This window comes from Millionella massiliensis, from assembly GCF_900104655.1.
GTDB lineage: Bacteria > Bacteroidota > Bacteroidia > Bacteroidales > Rikenellaceae > Rikenella > Rikenella massiliensis.
On record NZ_FNWD01000002.1, the window covers coordinates 854,081 to 872,021 of the forward strand.

Annotated in this window: 14 protein-coding genes; 3 read left to right on the plus strand and 11 right to left on the minus strand. The window is 57.5% G+C overall.

The features are described from left to right. Positions 1-19: 19 nt before the first annotated feature. From BQ5379_RS03450 to BQ5379_RS03500, 10 genes are all read right to left on the minus strand, one after another. Entirely contained in the window at positions 20-1,693 is a 1,674-nt protein-coding gene (locus tag BQ5379_RS03450; protein ID WP_071134152.1) for a nucleoside kinase, read from the minus strand. Between the two features lie 660 nt (positions 1,694-2,353). After that, positions 2,354-3,427 (minus strand): chorismate mutase, encoded by a 1,074-nt coding sequence (locus BQ5379_RS03455; protein ID WP_071134153.1) that lies wholly within the window; start codon positions 3,425-3,427, stop codon positions 2,354-2,356. 154 nt (positions 3,428-3,581) lie between these two features. Continuing rightward, a complete protein-coding gene (locus BQ5379_RS03460; protein ID WP_071134154.1) occupies positions 3,582-4,421 on the minus strand; it encodes a prephenate dehydrogenase in 840 nt (279 codons plus the stop codon). A gap of 121 nt (positions 4,422-4,542) precedes the next feature. Further along, on the minus strand, positions 4,543-5,712 hold the full coding sequence (locus BQ5379_RS03465) for a pyridoxal phosphate-dependent aminotransferase (RefSeq protein WP_071134155.1): 1,170 nt from the start codon (positions 5,710-5,712) through the stop codon (positions 4,543-4,545). 224 nt (positions 5,713-5,936) lie between these two features. Then, positions 5,937-6,767 (minus strand): prephenate dehydratase, encoded by an 831-nt coding sequence (locus BQ5379_RS03470; RefSeq protein ID WP_235846029.1) that lies wholly within the window; start codon positions 6,765-6,767, stop codon positions 5,937-5,939. A gap of 350 nt (positions 6,768-7,117) precedes the next feature. After that, positions 7,118-7,795, minus strand: coding sequence for a transglycosylase SLT domain-containing protein (locus BQ5379_RS03475; RefSeq protein ID WP_071134157.1), 678 nt, complete (start codon positions 7,793-7,795; stop codon positions 7,118-7,120). 45 nt (positions 7,796-7,840) lie between these two features. Next, complete coding sequence (locus tag BQ5379_RS03480) at positions 7,841-9,937, minus strand: putative porin (protein WP_083377554.1); 2,097 nt, start codon at positions 9,935-9,937, stop codon at positions 7,841-7,843. Positions 9,938-10,345: 408 nt separating this feature from the next. Continuing rightward, a complete protein-coding gene (gene pssA / locus BQ5379_RS03485; RefSeq protein ID WP_071134159.1) occupies positions 10,346-11,047 on the minus strand; it encodes a CDP-diacylglycerol--serine O-phosphatidyltransferase in 702 nt (233 codons plus the stop codon). Positions 11,048-11,756: 709 nt separating this feature from the next. Beyond that, positions 11,757-12,338 (minus strand): ribosome maturation factor RimM, encoded by a 582-nt coding sequence (locus BQ5379_RS03495; RefSeq protein WP_083377555.1) that lies wholly within the window; start codon positions 12,336-12,338, stop codon positions 11,757-11,759. Between the two features lie 49 nt (positions 12,339-12,387). Next, positions 12,388-12,936 (minus strand): 30S ribosomal protein S16, encoded by a 549-nt coding sequence (locus BQ5379_RS03500; protein ID WP_071134161.1) that lies wholly within the window; start codon positions 12,934-12,936, stop codon positions 12,388-12,390. Between the two features lie 177 nt (positions 12,937-13,113). On the opposite strand from BQ5379_RS03500, the gene coaD reads away from it, so the two are divergent. From coaD to gltA, 3 genes are all read left to right on the plus strand, one after another. Beyond that, positions 13,114-13,584 (plus strand): pantetheine-phosphate adenylyltransferase, encoded by a 471-nt coding sequence (gene coaD, locus BQ5379_RS03505; RefSeq protein ID WP_071134162.1) that lies wholly within the window; start codon positions 13,114-13,116, stop codon positions 13,582-13,584. 222 nt (positions 13,585-13,806) lie between these two features. Further along, a complete protein-coding gene (locus tag BQ5379_RS03510; RefSeq protein ID WP_071134163.1) occupies positions 13,807-14,685 on the plus strand; it encodes a sulfide/dihydroorotate dehydrogenase-like FAD/NAD-binding protein in 879 nt (292 codons plus the stop codon). 173 nt (positions 14,686-14,858) lie between these two features. Next, positions 14,859-16,247, plus strand: coding sequence for an NADPH-dependent glutamate synthase (gene gltA / locus BQ5379_RS03515; protein WP_071134164.1), 1,389 nt, complete (start codon positions 14,859-14,861; stop codon positions 16,245-16,247). A gap of 163 nt (positions 16,248-16,410) precedes the next feature. Here the strand turns inward: gltA and BQ5379_RS03520 are convergent, their stop codons facing one another. Further along, positions 16,411-17,919 carry a WG repeat-containing protein gene (locus BQ5379_RS03520; protein WP_071134165.1) on the minus strand — a complete coding sequence of 503 codons (1,509 nt, stop codon included), beginning with the start codon at positions 17,917-17,919 and terminating at the stop codon, positions 16,411-16,413. Between the last annotated feature and the right edge of the window lie 22 nt (positions 17,920-17,941).

Consider the following 17,941-nt stretch of genomic DNA (forward strand, 5'->3'; position numbering starts at 1 on the left):
CACCGGGACACAACACGCATCAGTATTGAAAACTGCTTCCCCCCAGGAACTCCCGGAGAATCGACGTAGGCGGCAGCTCATGGTCGGGAATATCGACAAAATAGTCCAGGAACTTCATCAGCCTCATGGCCTCGGCATACTCCGGCGTATTGGCCGGCACACGCCGCAGCAACGGCAGGGCATACTGTTTGAGGATCGATATTTCGAAGAAAAGCGCCGTATTGACCATCACGTCGGCCTGTTCCTGGTAGGGGAAGATGTATTTGTCCTCACCGCGCCGGACGCTGCCCCATCCCTTAATGGTGTCGTAAGCCGTGCGGCCGCGGTACTTGCTGTCGCGGACAATCCGCCGCAACAGACGGTTGTCGGTCGTCGACACGACACTCATGTTGTCGAGCGACAGGGTGGTCAGGGCCGAAGCATAGATTTTGTATTTCAACCGGTCGTCCACATGGGGCGTCAGGGCCGGATTCAGACCGTGGATCCCTTCGACAATCAGAATACTCCGGTCGCTGAGTTGCAGCGTGGTTCCGTCGTAATACCGTTTCCCGTCGGTGAAGCGGAATTTGGGCATTTCGACCTTCTCACCGGCAAACAGGCGATTCAGGTCGGCATTGAACGCCTCGACATCGACAGCCTCGAGCGCTTCGAAGTTATAATTTCCGTTCTCATCGAGCGGCGTATGTTCCCGATCCACGAAATAGTTGTCGAGCGAGATGGTCTCGGGTTCGAGCCCCAGGACCCGCAGCTGGATCGACAGCCGCTTCGAGAGGGTCGTTTTGCCGCTCGACGAAGGACCCGCCACCAGCACGATTTTAACCCCGTGCTTGTCGTGACGTTCGAGGATGACGTCGGCAATACGGGCAAGCGTTTTTTCATGGAGCGCCTCGCCCACTTTGATCATTTCGCTTGCCTGACCGGCCAGCACCCGCGAGTTGAGCGATCCCACGTCCGAGAGTTGCAGGATGTCGGCCCACTCCTTGTTCTGCTGGAACACCGAAAAGAGTTTCGGCTCGAGTTTCATGGGCTCGACCTGCGTACAGTCGTCGCGCCGCGGCATCTGCAACACGAACCCTTCGCCAAAGGCCTGCAGGTCGAACACCTTCAGGTAGCCGGTCGAAACGACCATAGCCCCGTAAAAATAGCCGGGCAGGCCGCCCATGTTATAGACCGTGATAAAGTACTGCGGCCGGGTGCCCAGCAGCGCCAGCTTGTCTTCGTAGCCATACCCGTGGTAGAGTTTTTCCACGTCCGAGAGGAGCATCTTGTCCCGCACGATCGGCAGATTCATGTCGACCAGCACGCGCATCCGTTGCTTGATGGTCTCGATCTGTTCGGCTCCGACGGTACCGATGCCGGAAATCTCGCCGTAGTATCCCCTTGCCGCGGTGTGCAGAATACGCAGCTGGGCGTCGGGATAGCAGTCGAGGACGGCTTTCTGAAGCAGGAAAAAGAGCGACCGCGCATAGACCCGCATCCCGTCGGTGGAGCTCATCTCCACATACCGCAGGTTTTTGGGCGAATAGATCCGGGAGTTCAGCTCCTTCAGCCGGTTGTCGACGAAACAGGCAATGACCGGCGATTCGGTGTGCAGGGCCAGCATGTCGAGCACCTCTCCCAGCGAGGTTCCCTCCTCCACGTACAGCGTGGCCTGATTGTTTTCGCAGTAGATTTGTATGGGTTTGGTCGTCATGGCAGTCGAGGATTGGTGTATACTAAGAAACGCACTTTAAAGTTACCATATTTTCCGCTGATCCGCAAAATCGGTCCTCCGGACAACAATTCCCGAAACAGAGAACATACCCACCCTTTCCTGCCGACCCCGCTCGAAACTTTTCACTGTCTTTCAAAATCTCCTCCGCAGCTCATTTTCAAACCGGTTTCGCCTGCCATTTCCAGATTCTCCCGCATCTGCTTCCACTTTTCCTCCCCGACCACTCCCGGAACTTCTCATTCTCCCCCTCAAAATCTTCTTCGCAGGTCTTTTTCTGCCAGTTCCGCCTACCATTCCCAAATTTTTTCTGCAACTGCTTCCACATTTCCTCACCATATATTTCACGCCTTCCCCCCCCAATCATTCCACGCAGGGAACCACTACTCCGCCAATGGGACGAGCACCCTGCGGCACTCTGTCGAATTTCCGTTTACAGCCGAAATTCCACGTCCGATCCTGCCCCAACCGTCGATCCCACCAATGAATTTCCCAGCCACCGCACCCCGCCATTACCACTATCCCCCCTCTTCGAATCGCCCCCCCCATTCCGTCTACGCTGCCGCGTAAACGAACGGCCGGTGTAACGCTCCCGAAGAGCGTTACACCGGCCGATACCGGAGAGGATGTTTCCCAAACGGTCTAATGTTTGGCGTTCATCACCTTGTTCTGACGGCTGATGCTTTCCATGTGGATCGAGTTCAGCAGAATGCTCAGGAATTCACGGCTGAGTTTCAGTTCGTCGGCCATGGCCAGCACACGTTTTACGATATCGTCCCAACGGGCGCTCTGCAGGATCATCACCTCGTTGTCGCGTTTGATCTCGCCGATCTTTTCGGCAACGTCCATACGTTTGCTGAGGATCGTGAAGAGTTCGGCATCGTACTGGTCGATCTGGCTGCGGAGTTTGTCCATCGACATCTGGAATTCGGGTTTGTCGACCTGCGGTTTGCGCCATACGATGCTGCGCACCAGTTCGGCCAGCTCTTCGGGCACCACCTGCTGAGCCGCGTCGCTCCAGGCCTTGTCGGGGCAAATGTGGCTCTCCATGATCAGACCGTCGTAGTTCAGGTCGGCGCACTCCTGAGCCACCTCTTTGAGCAGCGAGCGTTTACCGGTGATGTGCGACGGGTCGCCGATCATGGGGATGTCAGGCATACGCATCTTCATCTCGATAGCCAGCGGCCACATGGGGTTGTTGCGGTATTTCGAGAGTCCGAAAGACGAGAAGCCGCGGTGGATCAGGCCGACGCGTTCGATCCCCACCTTTTGGAGGCGCTGCACGGCACCCATCCAGAGGTCGAGGTCGGGGTTCATCGGGTTTTTGACCAGCACCGGGATGTCCACGCCGCGCAGGGCATCGGCAATATCCTGTACGCTAAAGGGATTAACGGTGGTACGGGCACCGATCCAGAGCAGGTCGACGCCGAATTCGAGCGCCCCTTCCACGTGTTTGGCATTGGCCACTTCGGTCGCAATGGGCAGGCCGGTCTCCTTTTTGGCTTCGGCCATCCACGAGAGGCCGGGCAGCCCCACCCCTTCGAAGGTTCCGGGTTTGGTACGCGGTTTCCAGATGCCGGCACGCAGCACGTCCACCACACCGGTGGCTGCCAGACGGCGGCAGGTTTCGAGGGTCTGTTCTTCGGTCTCGGCGCTGCACGGCCCCGAGATAATCAGCGGGCGTTTGCCCTTCAAGTCGAATTTTTTAGTTTCCATGTATGTGGGTTTTTATTATTCTCAGTTTCAGTTTCTCCCCCATCGGGAAATCACACGAGAGGGATCGGTTTTTGTTTCACGGTTCGCAGCAGCATCCCGACGGCAACGGCTCACGGCCACATCTGTGAGTATGCCCGCTTCGCCGCCGACCGGGTCAATGGATAATGCGCCGGATCGAATTGGCCTTCTGTATCGAGGTGCGCAGCCCTTCGGTATCGTCGCGTTCGATCATGCGCCGCATCACCTGCAACTGGTGGATATGTTCACGCAGCACGTCGAGCACGTTGTATTTGTTCTTGAGCAGGATGGGAATCCACATGTCGCCCGAACTCTTGGCCAGACGCACCGTACTTTCGAACCCCCCGCCGGCCAGTGCGAAGATCGTATCATCCTCACGTTCCTTTTCGAGCACCGTCAGGGCCAGCGCATAGGAGGTCACTTGCGAAATGTGGCTCACATAGGCGGCGTGTAGGTCGTGTTCTTCGGGTTCCATCGAGATGATCGGCATGCCAAGCGTGCGGTAGATATCCTCCACGATGCCTACCGCTTCGGGGTCGCTCATTTCGCGCTGGCAGATCACGACGGAGCGTCCAGCGAAGGCTCCCTTGACAGCCGCTTCCGGGCCAGAATATTCGGTACCCCACATGGGGTGGGTCGCCACAAAACGGCCCCGTTTGGCATGCTGGGCAATCACTTCGCACAGCTCCTCTTTGGTCGAGCCCATGTCCATGACGATCTGGTGTTTCACGCGGTTGAGCACCTTCACGGCCAACAGCGGAATGGCGTTCACGGGGATGGCGATGGCCACCAAGTCAGAGGCATCGACAGCAGCCTCCATCGGCAGCAGTTCGTCCACCAGTCCCAGTTCCAACGCTTTGGCCGCATTAGCGGGGTTATTGTCGACGCCGATCACACGGTCGGCCAATCCTTTATCTTTCAGTGCTAGGGCGAACGATCCGCCGATCAGCCCCAGCCCGATTACCGTAGCAATCATTTTTTCGGGTTATTTGTCATTCGTCGAGTCCGGATGTGCACGCCCGCTGCCGATCCGATGACCGAAAACCGCAGAAACGCTCCCCCTCTCGACGCTGTCCTTAATTCTCGTGAACCGCCACTTATCGCGCGATTCGTTCCAGTGCGCGTTGCAGGGTGGCCTCATCGGCGCACAAAGATACGCGAACATATTTTTCTCCGCCACTGCCGAAGATGCCTCCGGGGGTGATGAAGATATATTTTTCGTCCAGAATACGATCGATAAAGCCGTAGCAGTCCTGCCCGCCAGCCAAAGCCTCCTCGGGTAGACGGCCCCACTCGAAGAGCCCCATCTGACCGGGACGCACGGTGCAGCCGAGCGTCTCGAGGATCTTCACGGCCAGTGCCTCACGGTTGCGATAGGTGCGGTTGACCGAAGCGTACCACTCATCGCCAAGCCCGAGGGCGACGGCTGCCGCCTGCTGCATCGGGATGAACATAGCGTTGTTCAGGTTGCTTTTGCAGCGCAGTACGGAGGCCAGGATATCCGCCCGTCCGACCATCATTCCGACACGCCAGCCGGCCATGTTCTGACTCTTGCTGAGTGAGTTCAACTCGATGGCCACCTCACGGGCGCCGGGTACGGCCATCAGGCTCTGCGGATGGTCGTTGCGGATGAAGCTGTAGGGGTTGTCGTGCACCAGCAGGATGTTGTGACGACGGGCAAACTCGACAAAGCGTTCGAAGAGACCCGGTGCGGGAGCGGTGCCGGTGGGCATGTGGGGATAGTTCAGGAACATCATCTTCACGCCGCTGAGATCGCTCTTTTCGAGTGCCTCGAAGTCGGGCATCCAGCCGTTTTCTTCCGTCAGAAGGTAGTTGTCGATCACACCGCCGGCCAGTTTGACAGCCGATGCGTAGGCGGGGTATCCGGGGTTGGGCACGAGCACCTTGTCGCCGGGGTTGATGTATGTCTGACACAGGTAGCTGAGCCCCTCTTTCGAACCGTAGAGGGTCAGGATCTCGGTGGCAGGATCGAGCGTGACGCCGTATCGGGTGGCGTACCAGTCGGCAATCGCCTGCAGGAGCACCTGTTCGCCTTTGTAGTTGGCATATCCGTGAACGTGAGCATTTTGGGCTCCTTTATAAAGGGCTTCGATCACGGAGGGGTGCGGGGGCAGGTCAGGGCTGCCGATACCGAGGTTGATGACGTCGTGTCCGGCACGGCGCATGGCGTCGACTTGAGCCAGTTTTTTCGAGAAGTAGTATTCTTTGACTTGGCCGAGCCGGTCGGCCACTTCGATCTGTGTCATGGTATTTGGTGCGTGGTTGGTTCTTGTTGGTGTGTTGGCGTTATTTTGGGCAGTAGAACGCTTGGGGCAGGGGTGGCGTTATTTTTTTGAACGACTTTTTTCGAGGGAGGCACATCCGGGAGTCCGGGGAGCGGTTCTCTGCGGACCGTAGGCGACTGCCCTGCGCGGGCGGCGTCCGCGTGACCGCGGCGGGACGTGCGAAACTGCGTTTCGCCGGACTGTTCTCAGATGTGGATGCCGCGGGTATATTCACCGTAAACGGTGAGGTTGTCGCTCAGTGCGCTCATGTGCAGCACGGCCTCGCGGTACTCCCAAACGTCCTGAAACTCCATGTCGAGGTGAAACAGGTAGTGGAACGGGTCGCTGGGAATGGGATAGGACTGCAGTTTGGTCATGTTGATGTTATAGCGTTCCATGGTGTTGAGCACGCTCACGAGCGACCCTTTGTGGTGCCCCACCTGGAAATACATGGAGGCTTTGTTGATGGCGTCCCGGTTTTCGTCCTCCTTGCAGTCGGCGCTGCGACGCAACACCATGAAGCGGGTGTAGTTGGTTTTGATGGTGTTGATTTCGGGGGCGATCACCTTCAGTCCGAAGAGTCGGGCGGGCAGTTCGCCGGCAATGGCTGCGGCATGACGGGCACCCTGCTCGGCAACCTGACGTGCCGAAAGGGCGGTGTCTTCGGTCTCGACCAGCCGCCAGGGTTTGTCGTCGAGGTAGTCGGCACACTGGAGCAGGGCCATCGGATGGGACCACACTTCGCGGATATCCTCGAGTTCGACATCAGGTAGCACCAGCAGGTTTTGCCGGATCTGGAGGTAGAGCTCGCCGACGACGCGCAGACGCCGGTCCTGCAATAGCCCGTAGTTGGGCAGGATGCTTCCGGCGATGGAGTTTTCGATGGCCATCAGGGCTGCATCGGCACTCCCCTCTTCCAGAGCTTTGACCACTCCGCGGAAGGTGGCGCAGGGAACGATTTCGATTCCCTGGCCGAAGAATCCTTCGGCGGCGATGTGGTGGAAACACCCTTCGTAACCCTGTATGGCAACTTTCATAGGTTTCATCTGGTATTAAGTTTCATCGTATACCCGGTGACCGGGCTGTTTTGCCGCGACTCTCCGCAACGTGGATCCTCGAAACGGACCGGGGCAAAACAAAAGATCCGGCCTTCATCGGAGGAGGCCGGATCTTTGTGTATCAAAATGTCGTTATCTGCAATTTTCTACAAGGACAAAGAAGATTCGGTCCGCTCCGCGTGTGCACAGCAGTAATAATAAAAAGGCGAATAAAAACCCTCCGCGATTCTATGTCCGAACGTATGCTTCATCTTTGTTTCGGTGTTTCCCGTCCCAATGCGGGAATGACGTTGCAAATATAGGCTTTTTTTCAAAGCGGCAACATTTTTTTAGATATAATTTTTGCAGTACCTCGAATACTGGGCCATGACCTTGTCGACGAACTGGACGGTTTCGGTACCGTTGAAGGCACCGTTCCGCACGGCATCGTCGCCCACCCACTCGGGCGTTCCCTTGAGCACGACATACTGACGCAGTTGCGCCCAGGAGTTGTGGTTCACGCCCTGTTTGACAGCCAGCCGACGGGCGTCGAGAATATGGCCCGTTCCGGCGTTGTAACAGGCCAGCACGATCTGGATTCGGTCTTCGTCAGAAGTTGAATTTCCGAACCGCAGCGTACTTTCGATCTTTTTGATCAGTTTTACGGCCGTTTCGATGTTGGTTTTCGGGTCGCTGATCCGGTCGGCAGGGATGCCGAAGTCGCGTGCCACGCTTCCCATCACCTGCATCAGCCCCTGCGCGCCGCGGCGTGAGCGGGCCTGGGGATTGAATCGGGATTCCTGGTAGGCGATGGCTGCCAGCAGGCGCCAGTCCATGTTCTGCTCCTCGGCGACCTGACGCATGATCGGGTCGAAGGGGGAGATTTGTCCCCGGCTGGCGATTTCGAGCTGTCGGGCATCGGGCGCAACGGAGGCGGCGCTGCTTTTTCGGGTTGCCGTACAGCCCGTGAAGGTTAAATCAGAGATCAGCAGTAGTGCAAAAACAAAAACAATTTTTTTAAGGTTCATAAATCGACTTTTGGTCGGGCGAGCTTTCCCATGCCATGCGAGCCATTAATCGTAGAACGACCACGACAGTCCGATCTTGAACATCATCCGGTTCTGCGGATAGTTCACCACTTCGAAGTAGCGGTTACCGCCGAACAGGTTGCAGTTCCAGTGTTGCAGTTTGAGCAACAGCCTCAGTCTTTTCCACTTCGCCGACACGAATGCGTCCATCGAAGGGTAGTTGCCCAGTTTGACCTGGTTTTGGGTGTAGAATTGTCCGATGGCGGGGTCGTAGGCATAGGCATAATACTCGGTATTATAGCGTCCGTCCACGCCGATCTGCATATACAACACCTTCTTGACCACGTCAAAGCCGAAGAAGTAGGAAATGTCGGCACTGAGCAGAGGCACCGGAGCGACCGTCTGGTCCGAACTCCATTGCATGAGCACCCTGTGATTCAAGTGAAATCCGCCGATGCGGAAATCCTTGCGCAGATACAGTCCCATCACGCTGAGCACTTCGCCGTACTGTTCGGGCACCACGTTCAGACCATAATAGACCTTGTCCTTGGTCAGTTCGTAGCTTCCGCCCAGTTCGAGTCCCACGTCGGGGACCTTGAATGCCGCGGTGATGAGCGTACTCTTCTCTTTCGAGAAGCTGTTCGACCACGCATAGTGGTTCGAGAAGTAGTTCTGCTGCCAGAAGTCCGGCTCGCGCAGCCTGAAGCGCACCGATGCGTCCAACGTCAGAGGCTTGTTCTTGATATAAGCCGAGAGCGACAGGTGGCCGCCCGCGTCGAAATCTCCGCTTCGGTACCCGATCATGTGCAGTTTGGCATCGGCCGACCAACGCATGTAGCGGCTGACGGCCCCCTCCAGCTTCCCGTACACATAGACCGAATTCTTACTCTGTTTTCCTCCCGCGCCGTACATCTCCCTGTAGGCTTCCGGCACGTAATAATTGTAGTTGTTATGCTCGTTCCCAATACCGGCCGTCACCAGACCCAACGCCCCGTTACGGTTATAGGGCTGGAGCTGCATGAAGAGTTTGACGTCGGTCATCGACTGGCGGATCGAATCGCCGGTGCCGTCGGGATTGATATAGAAATGGCTGTAGTAGGCGGTCTCTTCGGGAGTGGTTGGAGCCTTGACCGCGTCGGAATAGATCTTTTTGAAGGTGGTATGTTCGAACGACTGGCCGATGAAGATGGTCGGAATTTTGGAGAGGGTCAACTCGTCCGACACACGCTGGCGACGCAGCGGGATAGCGTACGACTGCGTCCAGTAGAAAGTATTTCCCTTGTAATAGTTGCTCGCATCGGCGCTTCCATCGAGCCGCACGGGGATGTTATCGGTCATGTCCATCACCGTATCGGTCACATCGCGCATGTCCTGGATACCGCCGTTCTCCTGAATGTCGCCCACATTATAGATGTATCCGCCGTGGATGGCGTAGCGTTTCCCGGTATGGGCCACGTTGGCCGAGAAATAGCGGTCGAGGGCCTTCTGCTGGGCATACTGTCCCTTCATCCCGTCGGCGTTGTAATCCAGATTGAACGAGGTCGAAGGCGATATATTCTGCGAAATGACGGCATGAAAGAGCTGCTCTTCCTTGGAACGCTGGCCCGACATCTGGTACGAAATGTTGGTATAGGGCATCCGGGCGTTGTAGAAGAGGATCTTGTCCGGACTCATCAGGAAGGGAGCCCAGGCCTGCAGAAACGAAAAATTCCGGAATTGGGGACGGTCGAAGTAGTTGAGCGGGATGCTCGCCCCGCCGAGGTTGCCGAGGCTGGCGCTCCCGACGTTTTCCCGCATGAAGGGGTAGTCGCGCTGGAACTCGGCAATGGTGGTATCCATGTCCCGGAGCGTAATGTTGTTGTCGTCCATCGAGACGGTCCAGGCGAAGATACGTCGCGCACGGGTCGAGTCGTCGAAATAGAACGATTCGAGCGGTTTGCGCGGACGACGCGCCTTGTCGATGGTGTCGCGTTCGATCATCTGGCTGGGCAGCAGTCCCGAAGAGTTACTGGAACTGTTGTCCACCGGATAACGGATAACGGTCGAGCCAGGATTCTGCCCGAACCCGGAAAGGGTGAGCAGCGCCAGCGCAACGACCAGCATGCAACGCAAACAATATGTCCGGACCGGGGCAATTCTCATGCTACGTCGATCGGTTTTTTAGAGTTCGTTAAAGGCTCATTTCTAAGGGAGCTGGGCTGTTCCAGCCGAATTGGAGCAAACGCCCGACCACATCCGGCCCTATTCGCCGCCCCCATTTTGCCGTTCCCCACACACCCACACACAGTTCCCTTCGCCTCCACAGCTTCGGGCCTTTCGGCACATCCACGCCGCCATCACCAGCCCTCAATCTCACAACAGGTTCCAGCAAAACATCCGCACACTTTCACGACACGGTGACTACCCTTTTCCACCTCCGCCCCCATGCATCAACACTCCGTTTGGCAGTCGCCCCCGCCGCAAATTCCGCTCCGCATTTAACGAACGGTTATTCATTCAAAAACGGGGCAAAGGTACGGATTTTTCGTTAAATCCGTACTCCGCACAAAATCAACCCTTTACAGCGGGACGAAAAAAGAGTGTCCGACCGGTCGAGATGACAATGTAGGCCAGAATGATCAGAGCCGGGGCCGCCATCCGCAGCCACACGATAAAAATAACGGCGAGAAGCAGAAAAACGTATCTGAGTCGGTTGTTTCCGAAGTCAAAACTTTTGAATTTCAGCGAAAACATGGGCATATCGCACACCAGCAGCGCAGAAAAGACCACCGTCAGTCCCAGCAGCAGGGCGGGCGTTGCGATCCACTCCCATCCCAGCATGGGCAGCGCCACGAAGAAAAGCGTACAGGCCGGCGTAGGCAGTCCGCGAAACTCTTCGTGCTGCCGTTCGTCGATATTGAACTTGGCCAGACGCAGCGCCGAAAAGGCTGCGATCAGGAAGCCTCCGAAGCGGAGCCATTCGAACGAGGTTCCGGCCAGCGACTGCGTGAGCATGGTGAAGACGACCACTGAGGGTACAACCCCGAAACTGACCATATCGGCCAGCGAGTCAAGTTCCTTGCCGATCGGCGAACTGACATGCAGCATCCGGGCGACGAATCCGTCGAAGAAGTCGAAGACGGCCGCCGCGATCACCAGCCAGAAGGCTGCCACGAAATCGGCCCCGAGGAAAAGCATGGAGACAGCGACACACCCCGACAACAGATTACAGAGTGTCAAAAGATTGGGAATAAACGCGATCACTTTTTTCATGACCAGACAGATAGGATTTTTCCATTCGGTGAATGACAAATGTACATATTTTCCGACGAAAGTAACCTTTCGGCCCACGAAACCTCCCTTCGGAACACTTCGGGAACACCCTTCATAGCCGCCACCGTTTCACCCCTTCCCCATCCCGACATCACCGACAGTTATAAACTGCTCTCCCATTCTGTCCACCCGTCGCATCACTCACCGTCCCCCATCCCTAAACAGCGTCCCTTTCAGCTGGTAAATGACCCGCAACAACTTCTTCACACCCCAGCACACCCGTTTCACCTGATACAAGGAAACGGTATAAAAAATTCCCGGCAGGTGATGAATACCTGTCGGGAATCTGCAAAAACTACACTTCGATCTTTCCGGACCAGCCGTCACGTCCGCAACACCTCACGGCACTACCGACATTCCGCAAAACAACGTCTCGGCATAAACCGCCTCACTTCGTTTTCCGGAGGCAAAATACCCGGTCGGACCTTGGATATATAATGATAAATAATAAGATTTTCTTCTTCCGAACCAGCTCCCCGGACATCACTCCCTGAACTGCATATGCGCCGACGCTCCACTCGGGACACAATTTCAGCCGCAGGTTCAGAGCCCCGCCTTGAATGCAAGCCAAAGCCACACGGAACCAGCAACCCACAAACATTTCCTCCCCCCTCAGCACAAACCGCCCTTTCGCGCTCTCTCCAGCCTCTTACAGTTCGAACAACCCTTCGGGCAGTTCGGCAACAAGCCGTCGTTTGCGTTCGTTGGCCTCGACGATGACCCCTTCGACTGCGGGCACCATCACTTCGTGTCCGTCAAACTCGACACCGAGCAACGGGTTGCCCGGATAATCGTAGAATGCCGTCACCTGCCCCGTGCGACCGGTCGCACGGTCGGTCAACTCGAAACCGATCCAGAGCGAAAGGTCGATCTCGTCCTCGTCACCTTCGGTTTCGGCCTCTTCGTGGTAGAGTACTTTGCCGATCAGCATCCGGGCTTCCTCCTCACGCTCAAAGTCGTCGAAAAGGATAACGGCCGACGACTGTCCCTTGGGCTCGAACGAGGCAATAAAAAGCGGAACCGCCAGTGAGTCGATCTCGACCCACAGCGGTTCCGTTGTATCGACGGATTCGGGAAAAGTATCGTAGAGCGTTACAAGCAACTCTCCGTTCATCGTATCGTCCGCAGCACGGGTTCCATAGGCCTTTTTGATGCGTCCCACTGCATGGGCAGGGTCGGCGATCACGGCAGCCGCACGGTCGGCGTAGGCGAATGAACGATTTTTTCCCATCTTACTCTCTCTGCCTCATGCGGACAGAGCGGAATCCGGTTCAGAAAAATTATTCGGCAGCAGCTTCGGTTTCAGCAGCAGCTTCTTCAGCGTTTTCGCCTGCAGCTTCAGCGGCAGCGGCTTCAGCAGCGGCAGCAGCTTCGGCCAGTTTGGCAGCCAGTGCGGCAGCTTTGGCTTCTTTCACTTTGGTTTCAGCTTCGAGGCGTTCTTTAGCCGTTTTGGCTTTGGCAGCTTCGGCAGCGGCTTTGGCAGCAGCGGCTTTGGCTTCTTTTTCAGCTACCCATTTAGCGAATTTCTGTTCGGCCACTTCTTCGGTGAACGCGCCTTTTTTCACGCCGCCGTTCAGGTGGTGACGCAGCATGACGCCTTCTTTGGAGAGGATCGAACGAGCGGTGTCGGTCGGCTGAGCGCCTACGCTGATCCATTTCAGAGCGCTTTCGAAGTTGAGCTCGATGGTAGCGGGGTTGGTGTTGGGGTTGTAGGTACCCAGTTTTTCGATGAAGCGACCGTCACGCGGTGCACGGCTGTCGGCCACTACGATGTGATAGAAAGCATACCCTTTTTTACCGTGGCGCGCCAGTCTGATTTTGGTTGACATTTTGGATGTATTTATTTATGAGTCAATCCCTTGCCTACCCACAACGTTCTTCGTAAATTTGAACCGCGGAGAGTGCATCTCCCTCGTTTCTCTGGTTTGTTCAAAACCCTCGTTGTTTCGGACAAGCGGCGCAAAGGTACAAAATGTTTATCTTTACACCAAGTTTCAGCATCGTTTATGGAGAAAAAAGCCATTTTCGCCGGATCGTTCGACCCGTTTACCGTCGGCCACGAGGACATCGTGCGCCGGGCGTTGCACTTGTTCGACCACGTTATTATAGGTGTCGGCTACAACATCAAGAAGAAGGGATTCCTGCCGATGGAAAATCGCGTGCGGCTGATCCGCGACACCTTTCGCGACGAGCCCCGCGTCAGCGCCGAAGCCTACGAAGGGTTGACCATCGACTTTTGCCACCGCCAGGGAGTACACGTCCTGCTGCGCGGTCTCCGCTCGGTCGACGACTTCGAGAGCGACCGCACCATCGACGCCATCAACAAACGGCTCGATCCCCGTATCGAGACCTTCTACCTGCTGACCGACCCCTACCTCGGGGCCGTCTCTTCGGCCGTAGTGCGCGAATTGCATGCCCACAAGGCCGACATCTCGCGCCTGCTGCCGCACGGCATCCGGCTCGAAGATTACCTCTAACCGCTTAATAAAATCGTGTATCTCGACGCACCCGGAGCCGGCGTATTGTCTGTTCCGGTGGGCGAAACATCGCACGGACGTGGCCGAAACAAATTCACAAAATTTCACAAACCCGTCAATAAATTAACAAACCCGCTTTCCGATGGGCTTTATCTCGCCCGAATTTGTACCTTTGCCCACTCGGAACCTTCTGAAAAAAATACAAACGAGAGATATAAAGACATGTTTCAGATCCTGAAAAAGACACAACTGGCCCCCTCGATCTACCTGATGGAGGTAGAAGCACCGCGCGTGGCTCACGCCGCCCAACCCGGCCAGTTCCTGATCGTCATCGTCGACGACAAAGGCGAACGCATCCCGCTGACCATCTGTGATTACGACGCCGAAAAAGGTACCGTGACCATCGTGATACAAGCCATCGGCGCATCGACCATGCGCATCGTGGCGCTCGAAGAGGGCGACCACTTCGCCGACTTTGTCGGTCCGCTGGGCCACACCTCGGAATTCATCCACTACACGCCCGAAAAACTCGCCGCCACGAAATTCCTCTTCGTAGCCGGAGGTCTGGGTGCGGCCCCGGTCTACCCCCAGGTCAAATGGCTGGCCCAACGCGGCATCCAGGCCGACGTCATCATCGGAGCCAAAACGGCCGACCTGGTCCTGCTCGAAGAGGAGTTCCGCGCGCTGACCCCGAACGTCCACATCGCCACCGACGACGGTTCGAAAGGCTACAAAGGGCTGGTAACCAACCTGCTCAAAGAACTGGTCGTGAACGAAGGCAAACACTTCGACCTGGTCGTGGCCATCGGTCCGATGATCATGATGAAATTCGTCGCCCTGACCACCAAGGAACTGAACATTCCGACCATCGCCAGCCTCAACACCCTGATGGTGGACGGTACCGGCATGTGCGGGGCCTGCCGCGTGACCGTCGGCGGCAAGACCCGCTTCGCCTGCGTCGAAGGGCCTGAATTCGACGCCCATCAGGTCGATTTCGACGAAGCCATGCGCCGACAGGGCATGTACCGGACCATCGAAGAGCGCAAACGCGCCATCGAAGCCGAACGTGCCGCCGGCCACAAATGCAACATCGGTCTTTAAGTCTTTAGGACAACCCCGACTCTATTAAATAAGGTCACCCCAACCCCAAATTCAGACGCGGGGGCACGCCGTTCCCGGCACATCAGCCGTGAAACACCGCCAGAGAGCATCTCCCCACCGGGAATCCTCTCCGCCCTACGCCTCCCCGCGCCGCCCGACAAGAAACAACAACCATGGCAAACAAAATACCCCGAGTTCCCGTGCGGGAACAAGATCCCAAAATCCGCGCCACCAATTTCGAAGAGGTGTGCTACGGTTACAACCTGGACGAAGCCACCCGTGAAGCCTCGCGCTGCCTCAACTGCAAGAAACCGCGCTGCGTCGAAGCCTGCCCCGTATCGGTCAAGATACCCGACTTCATCCACCACATCACCGAAGGCGACATCATCGCTGCCGCCAAAACCATCGCCCAGGACTCGCTGCTGCCCTCGATCTGCGGCCGTGTCTGCCCGCAGGAGAACCAGTGCGAAGGATCGTGCATCCTCGGCGTCAAGGGCGAACCCGTCGCCATCGGCAAACTGGAACGCTTTGTCGGCGACTGGGGCCGCGAACACCAGCTCGTTCTGGCACAGGCCGCTCCCCACAACGGCCATAAGGTAGCCGTGGTCGGTTCCGGTCCGGCCGGTCTGGCCTGCGCCGCCGACCTCGCCAAACTGGGCTACGAAGTCTCTATCTTCGAAGTGCTCCACCGTCCGGGCGGCGTTCTTCAGTACGGGATTCCGGAATTCCGTCTGCCGAAGCAGGAGGTCGTCGAACCCGAAATCGACAACGTGCGCCGGCTCGGCGTCAAAATCGAAACCGACGTGGTGGTGGGACGCACCGTCACCATCGACCAACTGATGGACGAAGAGGGCTACGAAGCCGTATTTATCGGTTCGGGTGCCGGTCTGCCCCGCTTCATGGGCATCCCCGGCGAGAACCTCAACGGCGTGGTGTCGGCCAACGAATTCCTCACCCGCACCAACCTGATGCACGCCTACGACGAACAATACGACACCCCGATCTACACCGGCGACCGCGTCGTTGTGGTCGGCGGGGGTAACGTGGCCATGGACGCCGTGCGCACCGCCAAACGTCTCGGTGCCGACGCCTCGATCGTTTACCGCCGTTCCGAAGCCGAACTTCCCGCCCGCCGCGAAGAGGTGCACCACGCCAAAGAGGAGGGTATCGACTTCCAGATGCTGACCAATCCGGTCGAAATTCTCGGCGACGAACGCGGATGGGTGACCGGTATCCGCTGCGTGCGAATGGAGCTCGGCGAACCCGACGCATCGGGTCGCCGCTCGCCGATCGCCATTGCCGGTTCGGAATTCGACATTCCGTGCGACGTCGTAATCATGGCGCTGGGCACCTCGCCCAACCCGCTGATCGCCGCCACGACGCCCGGTCTGGAAGTTACCCGCCGCGGCTGTCTCGAAGCATCCGACGAAGGAGCAACCACCCGCGAAGGGGTCTTTGCCGGAGGTGATGCCGTCACCGGTGCCGCCACCGTGATCCTCGCCATGGGTGCCGGTCGGAAAGCCGCCGCAGCCATCGACAAATACATCCAAAGCAAAAACTAAACGCCGGCCCCGAAAGGATTAACTGTCGGGGCTGATACAAAAGCGCGTCGGGAGGTAGAATTGAAATCTACCTCCCGACGCGCTTTTTATAATCCGTATTTTTCTACACAGCCTTCGATCCACCCGCTGCAAAACCACTCCTTCGCCTTCCTCTCATAGGGCGCTACCACTCGAGCTGCCACCCGGTTCCATCCCGTTCGACATAAGCCCGACCGTCGCGTTTCGAACGGGCATAATCGAATTGCGGTTTAACCAGCCACCTACCCCGTCGATCGATATAGCCGTACAGTCCTGCCACCATCACACAGGCAACCCCTTCGCGAAACCCCTGCGCAAAATCGTACCGTACGGGGATCGCCAGCCGTCCGTCCAATCCGACATAGCCATACAGTTTACCCCTTCGCACCAACGCCCGCCCCTCGGAGAAGGGCCACGCATCGTCGAATCGCGGTCGCGACAAGAGTCGGAACGTAGTGTCCACATAACTCCACCGGCCATCGATGCAGACCGCTACAATCCCTTCCGAGAAATCGCCGCAATCGGCATACTCCGGCTTCCGGAGCCACACTCCGTCCGGACCGATAAAGCCCCATCGTCCCTCCACACAGACCGCAGCAGCCCCTTCCGAGAACTCCCGCGCCCGGTCGAAACAACACTCGGCCACCACCCGACCCTCCGTCGTCACATAGCCATACTTCCCGTTGCGCCGCACCAGCCGAATCCCGTCCCGTCCGGCTTCACCCACATAATCATACCTATTCAGGCTCTGCCCGGCCTCCGTATCGGGCAGATGCGCAGCCAAAGCTGCCGCCAGACCGGGCAGACGCTCCTGTCCCGATCCCAGCAGCGCAAAAAGCGGATCATGGGCCAGTTCCGTTCCCATCAGCCAACGGTAAGCCGGACACTCGCCCCCGGCCAGTTTCACCGGATCGAACAACAGCGACCCATCGCCACCGAACCGTTCGTACAGCTCCGGCCAGCGCGCCAATGCCCGCAGGGCCATACTGAGCAGCGCAATCGGAAAATCGTCGATCTGTTTCCCGAAACCGCACTCCGTCCGTTCCGGATGGCGAAACCCCTCGGTACCGGTCTCGCGAGCCCGTTCCCCAGCCATCTCGGGCAGGTAGAGCCCGTCGTAATCGACCAGCGTCAATGTTCCATCGGGCCGCACGATCAGATTATCCGGCTTGATATCGCCATGCGCAAAGGGCTGCTCCAACAGCCACAGGGCCATCCGGTCGAACGCTTCGGAGAGCCGGCCAAGACGTTCACGATCTCCCCCTCGCGCGGCCTGTTCGATCGCCCGGGCCAACGGCTCCCCATCGGCCCACTCCATCCATAACACAGGCTGCACCGACACACGGTCATCATGGTCGAAAACCGTTATCTCCTCCTCGAGCCAGCGAAACCGCACCAAATGGCGCGTCCCGGTACTCCAGACCGGCTTCAGGGCACATTCCATACGTCGATAAGCCTCGGCACGTCCCGGTTGATGACGGGTAAAGCATTTCAGCGCAGCGGCCCGACCCTGCACCTCGACCCGGAAGACGACACCGTAAGCCCCCGACGAATATTCGGGCGGCAGGCATGAAGAAAGCCCCGGCAGGTTGCGAAACAGCCCGTCGGGGTTTAGAATGGTCTCCAGATATCGCAGTGCGGTCGGATATTGCATGACTGGTGGAGGTATAACCGGT